Consider the following 15850-nt stretch of genomic DNA (forward strand, 5'->3'; position numbering starts at 1 on the left):
AGACCCGGCCCTCTGCGTCGTCCGGACCCGGCCGGAGCGGACGTCAGCGCTCGAACGCCTCACGCAGCAGGTCCGCCTGCTCCGCCTGGTGGGCCTTCGCCGACCCCGCCGCCGTGGATGCCGAGGCCGGGCGCGACACCGCGCGGACCGGGGCGCCGACCACCTGCGGCATCGCCAGCGACACGTAGGACCACGCGCCCTGGTTGCGCGGCTCGTCCTGCACCCACACCAGCTCGGCCCCGTCGAAGGGCGCCAGGGCGGTGCGCAGGGCCTCGTGGTCCAGCGGGTACAGCTGCTCCAGCCGCACGATCGCGGTCCGCTCGTCCTGCCGCTCGGTGCGCTGCGCGACCAGGTCCCAGTAGACCTTGCCGGAGCAGAGCAGCACCCGGTCGACCGACGCGGCCCGCTCGGCGGCGGCCTCGTCCGGGATCACCGGGCGGAACGTCCCGGTGGTGAACTCCTCCACGGGGGAGGCGCCGGCCTTGAGCCGCAGCATCGACTTCGGGGTGAAGACGATCAGCGGGCGACGCGGGCGGGCGTAGGCCTGCCGGCGCAGCAGGTGGAAGTACGAGGCCGGCGTGGTCGGCTGCGCCACCACCATGTTGCCCTCGGCGCACAGCTGGAGGAACCGCTCGATCCGCGCGGAGGAGTGGTCCGGGCCCTGCCCCTCGTAGCCGTGCGGCAGCAGCAGCACCACGGAGGAGTGCTGGCCCCACTTCTGCTCGGCGGAGGAGATGAACTCGTCGATCACGGTCTGCGCGCCGTTGACGAAGTCGCCGAACTGCGCCTCCCACAGCACCAGCGCGTCCGGCCGCTCCACCGAGTAGCCGTACTCGAAGCCGAGGGCCGCGTACTCCGACAGCGAGGAGTCGTAGACCCAGAACTTCGCCTGGTCGGCGGACAGGTACAGCAGAGGGGTCCACTCGGCGCCGGTCTCCCGGTCGTGCAGGACCGCGTGCCGCTGCACGAAGGTGCCGCGTCGCGAGTCCTGGCCGGCGAGCCGCACCGGCGTGCCCTCGATCAGCAGCGAGCCGAAGGCCAGCAGCTCGCCGAAGCCCCAGTCGATCCCGCCCTCGCGGGACATCTGCTCCCGCTTGGCGAGCAGCTGCGCCAGCTTGGGGTGCACGGTGAAGCCCTCCGGCGGGCGCACGTGCGAGGCGCCGATCCGCTCCAGCACCTTCGGCGTCACGGCGGTCTGCCAGCCGATGATCATGCCGGCGTCCTCGCGCTGGGACTCCGGGCGCTCCAGGCCGGCGACCGGCTCGGCGTCCGGCGGCGGCGGGGTCCAGCCGTCCTCCCGCGTCTCGGCGAACACGCGCTCGAGCTGCGACTGGTAGTCGCGCAGCACGTGCTCGGCCTCCTCCAGGGTGATGTCGCCGCGGGCCACCAGCGCCTCGGTGTAGAGCTTGCGCACGGAGCGCTTGGCCTCGATCAGGTTGTACATCAGCGGCTGGGTCATCGAGGGGTCGTCGCCCTCGTTGTGCCCGCGCCGGCGGTAGCAGACCATGTCGATGATCACGTCGCGGTCGAACTGCTCGCGGTACTCGAAGGCCAGCTCGGCCACCCGCACGCACGCCTCGGGGTCGTCCCCGTTGACGTGGAACACCGGGACCTGCAGGCCCTTGGCGATGTCGGTGGCGTACTGCGAGGAGCGCGAGGACGACGGGCCGGTGGTGAAGCCGACCTGGTTGTTGATGACCAGGTGGATCGTACCGCCGGTGCGGTACCCGCGCAGCTGCGCCAGGTTGAGCGTCTCGAAGACCACGCCCTGACCGGCGAAGGCCGCGTCGCCGTGCAGCAGGATCGGCAGCACGGAGAAGCCGTCGCCGCCGAGGTCGATCCGGTCCTGCTTGGCGCGCACGATGCCCTCGAGCACCGGGTCCACCGCCTCCAGGTGCGAGGGGTTGGCGGCCAGGTACACCCGGGTGCTGGCGCCGGACTCGGCGCGGAACACGCCCTCGGTGCCCAGGTGGTACTTGACGTCGCCGGAGCCCTGCACGGACTTCGGGTCCTGGTTGCCCTCGAACTCGCTGAAGATCTGCCCGTAGGACTTGCCGGCGATGTTGGCGAGCACGTTGAGCCGGCCGCGGTGCGCCATGCCGATCGCGACCTCGTCCAGGCCGCCCTCCGCCGCGCGGGACAGGATCGCGTCGAGCAGCGGGATGACGGACTCGCCGCCCTCCAGCGAGAAGCGCTTCTGCCCGACGTACTTGGTCTGCAGGAACGTCTCGAAGGCCTCGGCGCCGTTCAGCCGCCGCAGGATCCGCAGCTGGTCCTCGCGCGGGGTGGGGGCGTAGCCGGACTCGAGCCGCTCCTGCAGCCAGCGGCGCTGCCGCGGGTCCTGCAGGTGCATGTACTCCACGCCGGTGGTGCGGCAGTAGGAGTCGCGCAGCAGGGCGAGCACCTGGCGCAGGGTGGCGCGGGGCTTGCCGGTGAACCCGCCGGTGGGGAAGCTGCGGTCGAGGTCCCACAGCGACAGGCCGTGGGTCTGCACGTCGAGGTCCGGGTGCTTGCGCAGCCGGTAGGCCAGCGGGTCGGTGTCCGCCATGAGGTGACCGCGCGAGCGGTACGCGTGGATCAGCTCGGCGATCCGGGCGGGCTTGATCGCCTCCGCGTCCGGGTCGGCGGCCTCCTTGACCCAGCGGATCGGCTCGTAGGGCACGCGCAGCGAGGCGAACACCCGGTCGTAGAAGCCGTCCTCGCCGAGCAGCTTGCGGTGCAGGATCCGCAGGAAGTCGCCGGACTGCGCGCCCTGGATGATCCGGTGGTCGTAGGTGGACGTCACCGTGAGCACCTTGGACACGCCGATCTTGTTCAGGTGCTCGTCGGAGGTGCCCTGGAACTCCGCCGGGTACTCCATCGCGCCGACGCCGACGATCGTGCCCTGGCCCTGCATCAGGCGCGGCACCGAGTGCACCGTGCCGATCGTGCCGGGGTTGGTCAGCGAGATCGTGGTGCCCGCGAAGTCGTCCACGGTGAGCTTGCCGCCACGCGCGCGGCGCACCACGTCCTCGTAGGCGGTCCAGAACTGCGCGAAGTCCAGCGTCTCGGCGCGCTTGATGCTCGGCACGAGCAGCTGGCGGGTGCCGTCCGGCTTGGCCAGGTCGATCGCGAGGCCCAGGTTGACGTGTGCGGGCGCCAGCACGCCGGGCTTGCCGTCCACCTGCGTGTACGCGGAGTTCATCGCGGGCATCTCGCCCACGGCCTCGACCAGCGCGAAGCCGATCAGGTGCGTGAAGGAGATCTTGCCGCCCCGGCCGCGGGCCAGGTGGTTGTTGACGACGATCCGGTTGTCCACCAGCAGCTTGGCCGGGATGGCGCGCACGGAGGTCGCCGTCGGCACCTCGAGGCTGGCCTCCATGTTGGTGACCACCCGGGCGGCGGGGCCGCGCAGGCGCTCCACGCTGTCGGTGGCGTCCTCGGCGGGGCCGGCGTCGCGGCCGGCGGTGGCCAGCGCGGCGTAGGGGGCGGTGGCGGGCTGCGCGGTGGCGACCGGGGAGGTGGCGGGCGCGGGCTCGGGCTCGGCGGGGGCGTGCGGGCCGGCCGGCGCCGTCGCCGGGGTGGACTGCGGGACCGGTGCGGGGGCGGGCGCCGCGGGGGCGGCCTGCTCCGGGGAGGGCGCGGGGGAGACGATCGGCACGGCGTCGACCCGGGCCGCGTCGACCGGCGCGGGTGCGGCCGGCGCGGGGGTCCCGGCAACCGCGGTGGTCCCCGTGGCACCGGCGCCGACCGGGCCGTTCCCGTCCTGCGCCGCACCGTCGGACGGCGCCGCGCCGTCCGCGTCAGGGGCGCCGGAGGACGTCGTCGCGGGCACCGACGGGCGGTACCCCTCGAAGAAGTCCCACCACGCGGGGTCGACCGCGGTCTTGTCCTGGAGGTACTGCTCGTACAGCTCGTCCACCAGCCACGCGTTCGCGCCGAAGTCGGCCCGGCTCACGTCTGGCTCGGCATGCTGGGACACGCGAGGATCGCCCACTTCCTCCGCGGCCCGCAGGACCGCGTCATCGCCGGATCTGTCGAAGCCCCACCCTACGTCGTGACCCCGTGTCATCTCCCGTCGAGAGCGCGCGGCTCGCGGGTGGTTCTGGTGTCGGCGAGGTGATGGGCCAGGTCCAGGTCAGGGGCGGGTCGGGCGCACGTCATCGGTGGGCATGGCGGTGGTCTGCACGCCCCCTGCGCGTCCCCCGCACGGGCGAGGTGCAGACCACCGCGCGGTCAGTCGCGGTCCGCCTGCGGGGCGCCCGTCCCGCCCCGGGTCAGCGTCACCAGAGCCACCGCGGCGAGCACGGCCGCCGCGAGCATGGTCAGCGCCATCGGCAGCGCGTCGTGCTCCCCGCGCAGGCCGACCAGCGGGGACACCACCGCCGCCAGCCCGAACTGGAGGGCGCCCATCACGGCGGATCCGGTGCCGGCGGTGCGGGCGACCTCGTCGGTGGCGAGCGTGGTGGCGTTGCCGAACACCAGGCCGAGCGCGCTGACCGTGAGGAACATCAGCACCAGCGTCGGCCAGCGCGGCAGGTCGAGCACCGCGACGTCCACCAGCAGCAGCGCGCAGAGCACCAGCACCGCGGTCACGCCGATCGCGAGCAGCCGGCGCGGGGCGACCCGCTGCACCAGGTGCCCGGCGAGCGCGGAGACCCCGGCGAGCCCGAGCGCGTTCGCGGCGAAGGCCACCGAGTACCAGCCGACGGACAGCCCGAGGATGTTCTGGAGCACGAAGGGCGAGGCGGAGATGTACGCGAACATCGCGGCGAAGCCGAGCACCAGCGTGGCGGTGTAGCCGAGGTAGCGCCGGTTGGTGAGCACGGCGCGCGCGTCCCGGCCGAAGGCGGCGAGCCCGCGGGTGCGGCGCTCGGCGGGCAGCGTCTCCGGCACCCGGAGCAGCACGCCGACGATCATCAGGGCGCTGAGCGCGGCGAGGATGCCGAACACCCCGCGCCAGCCCACGGCGGTGACCAGGCCGCCGCCGACCAGCGGGGCGAGCACCGGGGCGACGCCCTGGATCATCATCATCACCGCGAACAGCCGGGCCGCCGCGACCCCGGAGGCCCGGTCGGCGATCACCGCGCGGGCGAGCACGACGCCGGCCGCGCCGCCGAAGCCCTGCACGAACCGCGCGACCACCAGCACCCCGATCGAGGGCGCCAGCGCGCACACCAGGCCGGCGACCGCGCAGACGGCGGTGCCGGCGAGCAGCAGGCCGCGGCGTCCGCGCTGGTCGGACAGCGGGCCGATCACCAGCTGGCCCAGCGCGAGGCCGATCATGAACGCGGTCAGCGTGAGCTGGATCGCCGAGGCGGTGGTGCCCAGGTCGGTGGCCATCCGCGGGAACGCCGGCAGGTACATGTCGGTGGCGAGCGGGGTGATCGCGGTCAGCGCCGCCAGCACGACCGTGGTGATCGCGGGCAGGCCGACCGGGGAGGGCAGGTTGAGGACGGGTGCTGCGAGGGCGCCGGGCTCGGCGGTGCGCAGGTTGTCGGGCATGACGGAGTGCTCCAAGCGGGGTGGGGACGGCCGGGGCGTGATCGCCGCCGTCGTCCGCCATGATACATATGAACTCATATGGATCGGCCGCTACGATCGCTCCATAACCCGCGACGACGCCGACCTGCTCCGCCGCCTGGGCTCCGTGCTGCACGACCTGTCCTGGGCGGTGCGCCAGATCGGCGAGGGCGGGCAGACCGACGACGACGGCAGCCCGCACCCGCCGCTGCCGCCCACCGAGTTCGAGGTCATGCGGCACGTCGACCGGCACCCGGGCGCCAGCGTCGGGGCCGTGGCCCAGGCGCTCGCGCTGCGGCAGAGCAACGTCAGCGCCGCCGTGCGCGGGCTGGTCGAGCGCGGGCTGCTCCGCCGGGAGGTCGACCCGCAGGACCGCCGGGTCACCCGCCTCGTCGCCACCGAGCACGCCGCCCGACGGCGCGAGCCGGTGGAGCAGGGCTGGTCGCGCACGCTCGCCGACGCCCTCGACACGCTGCCGCCCGCCGACGCCGCGCTGGTGCGCGAGGCCGTGGAGCCGCTGGAGCGGCTGGTGGCGGTGCTGCGCGCCGAACCGCCCCGCTGACGCGGGCCGCGGACGTCAGGTGATGTCGCGGCGGAAGGTCGTCATCCGGCCGATCGCGGCCAGCACCAGCGCGTAGCCGATCAGCACCAGCGCGCCCTGCCAGGGGCTGAGCAGATCGGCCATCCCGGCGCTCGCGTAGACCGACCCGCCGCTGATCGCCTCGCCCGCGGCCCCCGGCAGGAACTTCTGCACGCCGGCCAGCGCGTCGACCTGGGTCAGCAGCACCCGCAGCAGCGGCTCGACGAACTGCGTGAACGCGAGCAGGGCGACCACGGCGACCACCTGGTTCGTCAGGGCGGAGCCGAAGCCGACGCCGACCACGCACCACACCGCCAGCGCGAGCACGGTCTGCGCCAGCGTGCGCAGCACGTCCGGGTCCGTGAGCATCGTCGGCTGGTCGCGCAGCGCGAGCACCAGCGCACCGGGCAGCACGGTGAACACCGTGCCGACCACGCCGAACAGCAGGCCGAGCGGCACGGCGGAGATCATCTTCGCGGTGATCAGGCGGGTGCGGTCCGGCTGGGCGAGCAGCGTCGGCGTCAGCGTGCGGTGCCGCACCTCGCCGGTCACCGACAGCGCGCCGACCAGCACCGGGAACACGTACCCGAGCGAGGCGGCCAGCGTGTAGACCGCCAGCGCTACGGCGGCGGGGGACAGGTCCTGCGGCATGTCGGTGGTGACGTCGCCGCCCGGGGTGATCGTGAAGGAGAAGGCCAGCACGGCGCCCAGGAACGCCATGTAGAGCGCCATCACCAGCAGCAGCACCCACCAGGTGCGGGTGGTGACGAGCTTGCGGTACTCGGAGCGCAGCGTGTCCCTCACCGGGCACCTCCCTCGGGCAGACCGGGCGCGGGGGCGACGGACCCGGGCGCACCGGGTGCCCCCGGCGGGGGTCCGGGCGGCGGCGGCGCGGTGAGCCGGAGGAACAGCTCCTCCAGCGTCACGCCGTGGCTGCTCAGCCCGTGCACCTCGAGGTGCGCCTCGTGCGCGGCGTGCCCGACGGCGGCGGTGTCCGTGCCGACCAGGTCGGCCACCCCCGGCGCCGGTGCGTGCCCGGCGACCCGCTGCCAGCCGGCCCGCGCGACCAGCGCGTCCAGCCCGGCGACGTCGGGGGAGGTGATCCGTACCTGCGGCTCGGCCATCCGGGTCAGGTCGGCCAGCGTGGAGGCGTGCACCAGGCGGCCCCCGGCGATGATCACCACGTCGTCCACGGTCTGCTGCACCTCGGACAGCACGTGGCTGGACACGAGCACCGTGCGGCCCTCGGCGGCCAGCGCGCGCAGCAGGTCGCGCAGCCAGCGGATCCCCTCGGGGTCCAGGCCGTTCGCCGGCTCGTCCAGCAGCAGCACCGGCGGGTCGCCGAGCAGGGTGGTCGCCAGGGCGAGCCGCTGCCGCATGCCGAGGGAGAACCCGCCGACCCGGCGCTTGGCGGCCTGGGTCAGCCCGACCAGCGCCAGCACCTCGTGCGCGCGGGAGTCGGGGACCCCGGCGTGCGGCGCCTGCACCCGCAGGTGGTCCAGCGCGGAGCGCCCGGGGTGGAAGTCGGCGGCCTCCAGGGCGGCGCCGACGGTGCGCAGCGGGCGCTCCAGCTCGCGGTAGGCGCGACCACCGATGGTCGCGGTGCCGGAGGTGGGGCGCACCAGGCCGAGCAGCATGCGCAGGGTGGTCGTCTTGCCGGCCCCGTTCGGGCCGAGGAAGCCGGTGACCCGGCCGGGGCGGACGCTGAACGAGAGGTCGTCCACGGCGCGGACCGACCCGAACGTCTTGGTGAGTCGACTGACCTCGAGGGCGGGGGTGTCGGCGGCTGACATGCATCGACCCTAGCCTGTTCTAGTGCGACTAGAACAGGGTTTCGGCAGCGGGATCGCTCAGAACGCCCCGGCGGTCGGCCGGCTGGACCGGCGCGAGGGCAGCATCACCCGCATCGTGCAGCCCTGCTCGGTGTCCGCGACCTCGACGGTGCCGCCGTGCAGGGTCACCGCCCAGCGCACGATCGACAGCCCGAGCCCGGTGCCGCCGGTGGAGATCTGCCCGGTGATCGCCGGGGTGTTGCCGCGCGCGAACCGCTCGAACACCCGCTCGCGCTGGTCCGGGGCGATGCCGGGGCCCTGGTCGATCACGTCGATCCGCACCCAGCCGCCGGCGCGGTGCGCCTCCAGCCGGACCGGGGCCCCGCGAGGGGAGTGCCGCACCGCGTTCTGCACCAGGTTCGCGACCACCTGGTGCAGGCGCTCGCGGTCCGCCGGCACGGTGAGGTTCGCCGGCTCGACGACCACCGGGAACGTGAGGTTCTTGCTCGCGCCGATCAGCCCGGCCTCCTCGGCGGCCTCCGCCAGGAAGTCCTGCACCGGCACGTCGGCGACGGTCAGCTCGACCGCGCCGGCCTCGATCCGCGACAGGTCCAGCAGCGTCGACACCAGGCGGCTGAGCCGCTGGGTCTGCGCCAGCGCCGCCTTCATGGTGGCGGGGTCGGCGTCGCTCACCCCGTCCACGATGTTCTCCAGCTGCGCCTGGAGCGCCGTCACCGGCGTGCGCAGCTCGTGCGAGACGTTCGCGACCATCTCCCGGCGCAGCGTGTCCGCCTGCTCCAGGTCGTCCGCCATCCGGTTGAACGCCGTCGCGAGCTGCCCCACCTCGTCCCGGCTGGTCGCCCGGACGCGACGGCTGTAGTCGCCCGCGGCCATCGCCCGCGCCGCCGAGGTCATCTCGCGCAGCGGCGAGGTCATGCCGCGCGCCAGGATCTGCGTGACCACCAGCGCCAGGATGATCACCACCGGGAACGTCCGCGTCGGCCCGAGCGAGTTGTTCAGCCCGAGCCAGGTGAGCAGCGCCGCCACGAACACGGTCAGCGCGACGAGCACGCCGAGCTTGATCTTGATCGAGCGCAGCCGGTCCAGCGGGCGCACGTCCGGCAGGCGCCCCGGGCGGAGCACCGTGCGCTGGTGGCGGGGAGCGGTCACGCCGGGTCGGCGCCCGTCCCCGGCGCCACCGGCTCCAGCGCGTAGCCGACGCCGTGCACGGTCCGGATCAGGTCGGCGCCGAGCTTCCTGCGCAGAGCCTTCACATGCGAGTCGACCGTGCGGGTGCCGGAGGCGTCCACCCAGTCCCAGACCTCGGCCAGCAGGCGCTCGCGGGTGAGCACGGTGCGCGGGCTGGCGGCCAGCGCGAGCAGCAGGTCGAACTCGGTCGGCGTCAGGTGCACCTCCTCGCCGGCGCGGTGCACCCGGCGCTGGGCGCGGTCGATCACCACGTCGCCCACCGCCACCGGCGGCTCGGACTCGGCGGAGGTCGCGGCGATCTCGGCGGCGAGCGCGGCCCGCTGCTGACGCCGCAGCAGCGCCTTGACCCGGGCCACCAGCTCGCGCATGGAGAACGGCTTGGTCATGTAGTCGTCCGCGCCGACGCCCAGGCCGATCAGCATGTCGGTCTCGTCGTCGCGGGCGGTCAGCATCAGCACGGGCACCGGGCGCTCGGCCTGGATCCGGCGGCAGACCTCGAGCCCGTCGATCCCCGGGAGCATCACGTCGAGCACCACCACGTCGGGGGTCAGCCGGGCGGCGGCGTCCACCGCGGCCAGGCCGTCGCCGACGGTCTCGACCTGGTAGCCCTCGGCGGCCAGGCGACGTGCGACCGCGGTCGCGATGGCGGGCTCGTCCTCGACGACGAGCACCGTGGCGGTGCCGGTCGGAGCAGGGCCGCTGGCGGGGCCGGCACCGACGCCGGGACGGTTCACAGACGACATCTGCTCAGCCTGTCACACGCATGTGGAGGTTTCGTATGATGTCGCCACCATGAGCAGCTCAAGTCGCTGCCGGCACGCCGCCCGGGCCTCCGAGCCCGGGTGCGACCATGCCGGCCTCCTCTGCCTCCTGATCCTCCCCGCCCGGCGCCCCCGCGGTGGTGACGTGTGCTGACCGACTGGTTGCTGGTCGGCCTCGGCGTGCTCCTCACCGCCGGCACCGCCGTGTTCGTCGCCAGCGAGTTCTCCCTGGTCACGCTGGACCCGGGCGTCGTCGCCAAGGACCCGTCCTCGGCCGACCGCCGCGGCCGCAGCGTGCTCAAGGCGCTGCGCCGGCTGTCCACGGAGCTGTCCGGCGCCCAGGTCGGCATCACGCTGACCACGGTGCTGCTCGGCTACACCACCCAGCCCGCGGTGAGCCGGCTGCTCGGCGGTGCGCTCACCGGCCCGCTGGGGCAGGCGATCGGCGGCGCGGTGGCCGGCGTGCTGACGCTGATCCTGGTGAACGGGTTCTCCATGCTGTTCGGGGAGCTGGTGCCGAAGAACTTCGCGATCAGCCACCCGCTCGGCACCGCCCGCGGGGTCGCCCCGATCCAGGCCGGCTTCACCTCCGCCCTGCGTCCGCTGATCACCCTGTTCAACTCCAGCGCCAACGCCCTGCTGCGCCGGTTCGGCGTGGAGCCGCGCGAGGAGCTGTCCGGCGGGCGCTCCCCGCAGGAGCTCGCCTCGCTGGTCCGCCGCTCCGCACAGGTCGGCACGCTGGACGCCTCGACCGCCACCCTGCTCACCAACTCCATCGAGTTCTCCGAGCTCACCGCCGTCGACGTGATGACCGACCGGCAGCGTGTGCGGGTGCTGCGCCGCGACGAGCCCGCCGCCGAGGTGGTGCGGCTCGCCCGCGAGACCGGGCACTCCCGGTTCCCGGTGATCGGCGACGACAGCGACGACATCGTCGGTCTGGTGCACCTGCGCCGGGCCATCGCCGTCCCCTACGAGAAGCGCGGAGAGGTGCCGGCGGCTGCGCTGATGATCGACGCGCCGCGGGTGCCGGAGACCGTGCGCCTGGGCCCGCTGCTGGTCGAGCTGCGCGACCACGGCATGCAGATGGCGGTGGTGGTGGACGAGTACGGCGGCACCTCCGGCGTCGTCACCCTGGAGGACGTGGTCGAGGAGCTGGTCGGGGACGTCGCCGACGAGCACGACCGCCGGCGCACCGCCGCCTCGCCCCGGGCCGACGGCGCCTGGATGGTGTCCGGCCTGCTGCGCCCGGACGAGCTGCACGAGACCACCGGCCTGGTCGTCCCCGAGGACGGCCGCTACGAGACCCTCGGCGGTCTGGTGATGGCCGCGCTCGGCCGGGTGCCCGAGGTCGGCGACGAGGTGCTGGCCGGCGACGTGCGCCTCAGCGTCGAGTCGATGGCCCGGCGCCGGGTGGAGCGCGTGCTGGTCCGACCGGCGGAGGCCGGTGCGGGCGCCGCCGCCGACGACGCGGCGACCGCGGGGGAGGACCGATGAGCCCCGGGGTCGCCCTCGCGCTGGCCGTGCTGCTGCTGGCCGGCAACGCCTTCTTCGTCGCCGCGGAGTTCGCGGTGATCTCCGCGCGCCGCTCCGCGATCGAGCCGCTGGCCGAGGCGGGGGACCGTCGCGCGACCACGGTGCTGTGGGCGATGGAGCACGTCTCGCTGATGCTCGCCTGCGCGCAGCTCGGCGTGACCGTCTGCTCCACCAGCCTCGGCCTGGTCGCCGAGCCCGCCATCGCGCACCTGATCGAGGACCCGCTGCACGCCCTGGGCGTCAGCAGCGAGTGGACGCACCCGATCGCCTTCGTGGTCGCGCTGCTCGTCGTGGTGTACCTGCACGTGGTGCTGGGCGAGATGGTGCCGAAGAACCTCGCCGTGTCCGGCCCGGACCGGGCGGTGCTCGTCTTCGGGCCACCGCTGGTCTGGCTCGGTCGCGTGGTGCGCCCGGTGATCTCGGCGCTGAACTGGGTGGCGAACCACGTGCTGCGGCTGTTCCGGGTGGACCCCCGCGACGAGGTCGCCTCCGCCTTCACCGCCGAGGAGGTGCAGTCGATCGTGGAGCAGTCCCGGGCCGAGGGGCTGCTCGCCGACGACCAGGGGCTGCTGTCCGGCGCGCTGGAGTTCTCCGACCGCACCGCCGCCGACGTGATGGTCCCGCTGGCCGACCTGGTCGCGGTGCCCGCCGACGTCACCCCCGCGGAGGTGGAGCAGCAGGTCGCCCGCACCGGGTTCAGCCGGTTCCCGGTGGCCGGCCCCGGCGGGCGCCCCACCGGCTACCTGCACGTCAAGGACGTGCTCTACGCCGACGACGACAGCCGCCTGATGCCGGTGCCCACCTGGCGGGTGCGGGCGCTCGCGGTGGTGGCGCCCGGCGACGAGGTGGAGGAGGCGCTGGCCGCCATGCAGCGCTCCGGCGTGCACCTGGCACGGGTGGAGGCGGACGGCGCCTGCGTGGGCGTGGTGTTCCTGGAGGACATCCTCGAGGAGCTCGTCGGCGAGGTCCGGGACGCGATGCAGCGGGGTCACCTGCGGTAGTCGACGGCCGCGGCCGCGCCACCCGACGCGCCGCGGCCGTGCCCGGGGGCCCTGCCCGGGGCTGCCCTCGGGACGGGAAAGTTGGGACCTTGGTCACATCTCTCCGGCGGGCCGACACGTTTCGGCAGGCCGGGACCCCGGAGATCGACCAGATCCACCCGCGTGCGGGCTTGGAACCCGACCACCCGGCCCGTTATGGTTTCGTGATCGTCCTGACGGGACCCCTCCACGCGGTGACGCGTGACCCGGACGGACCCGCCTCGTACTCCACCCTCCGGAGGTCTGCGTGCCCTCGCACCGCGTGCTGCCGCCTGATGGTGGCGTCCCCACGCGGCGCCAGCTCCGCGAGGCGGAGCAGGGCACCCGGCGGCAGGCCCGCGACCATGGTCGCACCGCTGCGCAGCAGACCGCCGAGCAGCCGACCGAGCTGCCGGTGGACTCGCTCGTCATCCCGATCACCACGCCCGCGCCCGACGGCCGCACCCGGACCGTGCACCGCGGCGTCCTGGGCATCGGGCACGGGGCCCTGGCCCGCTGGAGCGCCCGCGCCGGCGTGCTGGCCTGCCTGGCCGCGGTGACCGTGGCGGTGCCGCTGTCGCAGCAGTCCGCGCGCGGCGGGGACGACGCGATCGACGACACCGCCGCCGACCTGACGCTGCCGGACACCGTCCAGGCGCTCACCTCCTCGCCCGGCAGCGTGCTGCCGCCGGCCTCCCTGCTGTCCAGCGACGCGACGGCCCTGCGCTCGCAGGTCGAGGTCAGCCGGTCCGAGACCCGCGAGGTGCTGCCGGGCTGCGACGGCCAGGCCTCCACCGGTGCGGCCAACGGGCAGATCCCGCAGTCCGACCTCTGCTACCTCTGGGACGGCAAGACCGAGCTGCGCGCCGACGCCGCCGAGGCGCTGGCCGGGCTCAACGCGATGTGGGTCACCCGCTTCGGCACCGACCTGTGCCTGTCCTCCGGCTACCGGACGCTCGCCGAGCAGCGCGCGGTCAAGGCCGCCAAGGGCAGCCTCGCCGCCCCCGCCGGTCGCAGCAACCACGGCTGGGGCCTCGCGGTCGACCTGTGCACCACGCAGACCACCGGCACCCAGTGGGAGTGGCTGAACGAGAACGCCCCGCTGTTCGGCTGGGAGAACCCGGCCTGGGCGAAGCCGGGCGGCTCCGGCCCCTACGAGCGCTGGCACTGGGAGTACACCAAGGGCGTCATGGCCGACGGCGAGTACTACGGCTGACCTCCAGGCAGGCACCTGCACGAAGGGCCCCGTCCGACGGATCGGACGGGGCCCTTCGGCGTGCGGGGAGGGGGAGGGTCAGAGCAGGGCCATGCCCCAGGTGACGGTGTGCGCGGCGCCCGGCTCCAGGCGGACCAGGCGCTCGCCGGTGCGGAAGGCGTCGGCGATGGCGCTCATCGGCTCGGCGGCCACGCCGCGACGGTCGATCCGGGGGATGCCGTCGCCGGTGCACACCTGCCAGGTGTCCATCGACCCGTCCATCCACACGGCCGAGGCGTGCCCGTCCGGGGAGCCCAGCACGATCCACGCCAGGCCGTCGGCGTCGCGGGTCACGTCCACGAAGGCGTCGTCCAGCGGGACGCCGGCCAGCGGCTGCGGGGTGCGCCGGTCGGCGGCGCCGGTCAGCGGGACCGTGCCGGTGGGCAGCAGGCGCTCGTCCACGGTGACCTGCGCGGCGGCGTCGACCCGCAGCGTGCACTCGTCGACCGTGGCGTCACCGGGGGACAGCCACGGGTGGAAGCCGATCGCGTAGGGCGCGGCCTCGGCGCCGAGGTTGGTCGTGGTCACCTGCACGCGCAGCCCGGCCTCGGACAGCGTGTACGTGACGTCGGTGCGCAGCGGGAACGGGTAGCCGGGGGTCGGGACCAGGTCGTGCCGGAGGGTGACCTCGGTGGCGCTCGGGGTGCCGACCGGCTCGAAGCGCGCGTGCGCGACCAGCCCGTGCAGGGCGGTGGAGCGGTCCGGCTCGGTGACGGCCACCTGGTACGCGGTGCCGTCCCAGGTGTACTGCCCGTCGCGCAGACGGTTGGGCCAGGGGAGCAGCACCGCTCCCGAGAAGGCCGGGGCGAGGACGTCCTCGGCGAACGGCAGGGCGACGTCGCGGCCGCCGACGGAGTAGCTGCGGACGCTCGCGCCGACCTCGGTGACGACGGCGAGCTGGTCGCCGAGCGCGAGGGCGTGCTGACGGCCGGTGGGTGCGGGGATGTTCACGCTCACACGGTAGCGGGCGCGGTGCGGACGGCGCCTGGGACCGTGCGTCCGCGGGCCTCCGGCGGCGTGCGGCGCGGGGGACGTCCCGCACCGGGTAGCCTGGACCGTCGTGGCAGCCACCGACTTCCCCGCCGAGATCCGCGACCTGCGCAGCACCCTCGCGACGATCCAGGCGGTCTCCGACCCCACCGCGCTGCGGGCCAAGATCGCGGACCTCTCCGAGCAGGCCTCCGCGCCCGACCTGTGGGACGACCCCGAGGCCGCGCAGAAGATCACCAGCGCGCTGTCGGCGGCGCAGTCCGAGCTCGAGCGGGTGGACCGCCTGGCCGGGCGGATCGACGACCTGGAGACCCTGGTCGAGCTGGCCGCCGAGGAGGACGACGCCGACACCCTGGCCGAGGCCGAGGCCGAGCTGGCCGCGATCGGCAAGGACCTGGGCGAGCTCGAGGTCCGCACGCTGCTGAACGGCGAGTACGACCAGCGCGAGGCCGTGATCACCATCCGCGCGGGCGCCGGTGGCGTGGACGCCGCGGACTTCGCCGAGATGCTGCTGCGGATGTACCTGCGCTGGGCCGAGCGGCACGGCTACCCGACCACGGTGCTCGACACCTCCTACGCGGAGGAGGCGGGCCTGAAGTCCGCGACCTTCGAGGTCAAGGCGCCCTACGCCTTCGGCCACCTGTCCGTCGAGGCCGGCACGCACCGCCTGGTGCGCATCTCGCCCTTCGACAACCAGGGTCGCCGTCAGACGTCCTTCGCGGCGGTCGAGGTCATCCCGCTGATCGAGCAGAGCGACGACAACATCGAGATCCCCGAGTCGGAGATCAAGGTCGACGTGTTCCGCTCCTCGGGCCCCGGCGGCCAGTCGGTCAACACCACCGACTCCGCGGTCCGGATGACGCACATCCCGACCGGCATCGTCGTGTCGATGCAGAACGAGAAGTCGCAGATCCAGAACCGCGCCGCCGCGCTCCGCGTGCTCCAGTCCCGCCTGCTGCTGGTCCGCAAGGCCGAGGAGGACGCGAAGAAGAAGGAGCTCGCCGGCGACATCAAGGCGTCCTGGGGCGACCAGATGCGCTCCTACGTGCTGCACCCGTACCAGATGGTCAAGGACCTGCGCACCGAGCACGAGGTCGGCAACACCGCGGGCGTCTTCGACGGCGACATCGACGGGTTCATCGAGGCCGGCATCCGCTGGCGCCGGTCGGGCCAGCAGGACTGAGGTCCGGTTCGTCCCGCTTCGTCCCTCGTGGTGGGTGACTCACAGC

12 protein-coding genes are annotated in these 15850 nt (G+C 74.1%); 5 read left to right on the plus strand and 7 right to left on the minus strand.

Features of this window, described 5'->3' with window-relative positions:
- Positions 1-43 precede the first annotated feature (43 nt).
- On the minus strand, positions 44-3937 hold the full coding sequence (locus ACZ5HG_RS05755; protein ID WP_464180984.1) for a multifunctional oxoglutarate decarboxylase/oxoglutarate dehydrogenase thiamine pyrophosphate-binding subunit/dihydrolipoyllysine-residue succinyltransferase subunit: 3894 nt from the start codon (positions 3935-3937) through the stop codon (positions 44-46).
- A gap of 278 nt (positions 3938-4215) precedes the next feature.
- Positions 4216-5484 carry a multidrug effflux MFS transporter gene (locus ACZ5HG_RS05760; protein ID WP_464180985.1) on the minus strand — a complete coding sequence of 423 codons (1269 nt, stop codon included), beginning with the start codon at positions 5482-5484 and terminating at the stop codon, positions 4216-4218.
- Between ACZ5HG_RS05760 and ACZ5HG_RS05765 the strand changes: the two genes are divergently transcribed.
- Positions 5483-6064, plus strand: coding sequence for a MarR family winged helix-turn-helix transcriptional regulator (locus ACZ5HG_RS05765; RefSeq protein ID WP_464180987.1), 582 nt, complete (start codon positions 5483-5485; stop codon positions 6062-6064). The genes ACZ5HG_RS05760 and ACZ5HG_RS05765 overlap by 2 nt on opposite strands.
- A gap of 15 nt (positions 6065-6079) precedes the next feature.
- Here the strand turns inward: ACZ5HG_RS05765 and ACZ5HG_RS05770 are convergent, their stop codons facing one another.
- Genes ACZ5HG_RS05770 through ACZ5HG_RS05785 form a run of 4 tightly spaced genes read right to left on the minus strand, consistent with a single transcriptional unit; the run spans position 6080 to position 9806 of the window.
- Complete coding sequence (locus tag ACZ5HG_RS05770) at positions 6080-6886, minus strand: ABC transporter permease (protein ID WP_464180988.1); 807 nt, start codon at positions 6884-6886, stop codon at positions 6080-6082.
- Positions 6883-7875 (minus strand): ABC transporter ATP-binding protein, encoded by a 993-nt coding sequence (locus ACZ5HG_RS05775; protein WP_464180989.1) that lies wholly within the window; start codon positions 7873-7875, stop codon positions 6883-6885. The genes ACZ5HG_RS05770 and ACZ5HG_RS05775 overlap by 4 nt, the downstream gene beginning before the upstream one ends.
- Before the next feature lie 57 nt (positions 7876-7932).
- Positions 7933-9024: a sensor histidine kinase gene (locus tag ACZ5HG_RS05780; protein WP_464180991.1), complete on the minus strand. Its 1092-nt coding sequence runs from the start codon at positions 9022-9024 to the stop codon at positions 7933-7935.
- Complete coding sequence (locus tag ACZ5HG_RS05785; protein ID WP_464180992.1) at positions 9021-9806, minus strand: response regulator transcription factor; 786 nt, start codon at positions 9804-9806, stop codon at positions 9021-9023. Before ACZ5HG_RS05785 ends, ACZ5HG_RS05780 begins: the two co-directional genes overlap by 4 nt.
- A gap of 165 nt (positions 9807-9971) precedes the next feature.
- Here ACZ5HG_RS05785 and ACZ5HG_RS05790 point away from each other — a divergent pair, with 165 nt between their 5' ends.
- From ACZ5HG_RS05790 to ACZ5HG_RS05800, 3 genes are all read left to right on the plus strand, one after another.
- Entirely contained in the window at positions 9972-11318 is a 1347-nt protein-coding gene (locus tag ACZ5HG_RS05790; RefSeq protein ID WP_464180993.1) for a hemolysin family protein, read from the plus strand.
- The gene (locus tag ACZ5HG_RS05795) at positions 11315-12358 is read left to right on the plus strand and encodes a hemolysin family protein (protein ID WP_464180994.1); all 1044 of its coding nucleotides are present in this window, start codon (positions 11315-11317) and stop codon (positions 12356-12358) included. The genes ACZ5HG_RS05790 and ACZ5HG_RS05795 overlap by 4 nt, the downstream gene beginning before the upstream one ends.
- A gap of 286 nt (positions 12359-12644) precedes the next feature.
- The gene (locus ACZ5HG_RS05800; RefSeq protein ID WP_464180996.1) at positions 12645-13592 is read left to right on the plus strand and encodes a M15 family metallopeptidase; all 948 of its coding nucleotides are present in this window, start codon (positions 12645-12647) and stop codon (positions 13590-13592) included.
- Positions 13593-13670: 78 nt separating this feature from the next.
- On the opposite strand, the gene ACZ5HG_RS05805 is transcribed toward ACZ5HG_RS05800, so the two are convergent.
- The gene (locus tag ACZ5HG_RS05805; protein ID WP_464180997.1) at positions 13671-14582 is read right to left on the minus strand and encodes an aldose 1-epimerase family protein; all 912 of its coding nucleotides are present in this window, start codon (positions 14580-14582) and stop codon (positions 13671-13673) included.
- A 109-nt stretch (positions 14583-14691) separates the two neighbouring features.
- Here ACZ5HG_RS05805 and prfB point away from each other — a divergent pair, with 109 nt between their 5' ends.
- Positions 14692-15804 carry a peptide chain release factor 2 gene (prfB, locus tag ACZ5HG_RS05810; RefSeq protein ID WP_464180998.1) on the plus strand — a complete coding sequence of 371 codons (1113 nt, stop codon included), beginning with the start codon at positions 14692-14694 and terminating at the stop codon, positions 15802-15804.
- The last annotated feature ends 46 nt before the right edge of the window (positions 15805-15850 follow it).

It is taken from the genome of Cellulomonas sp. GTC20042, assembly GCF_055389595.1.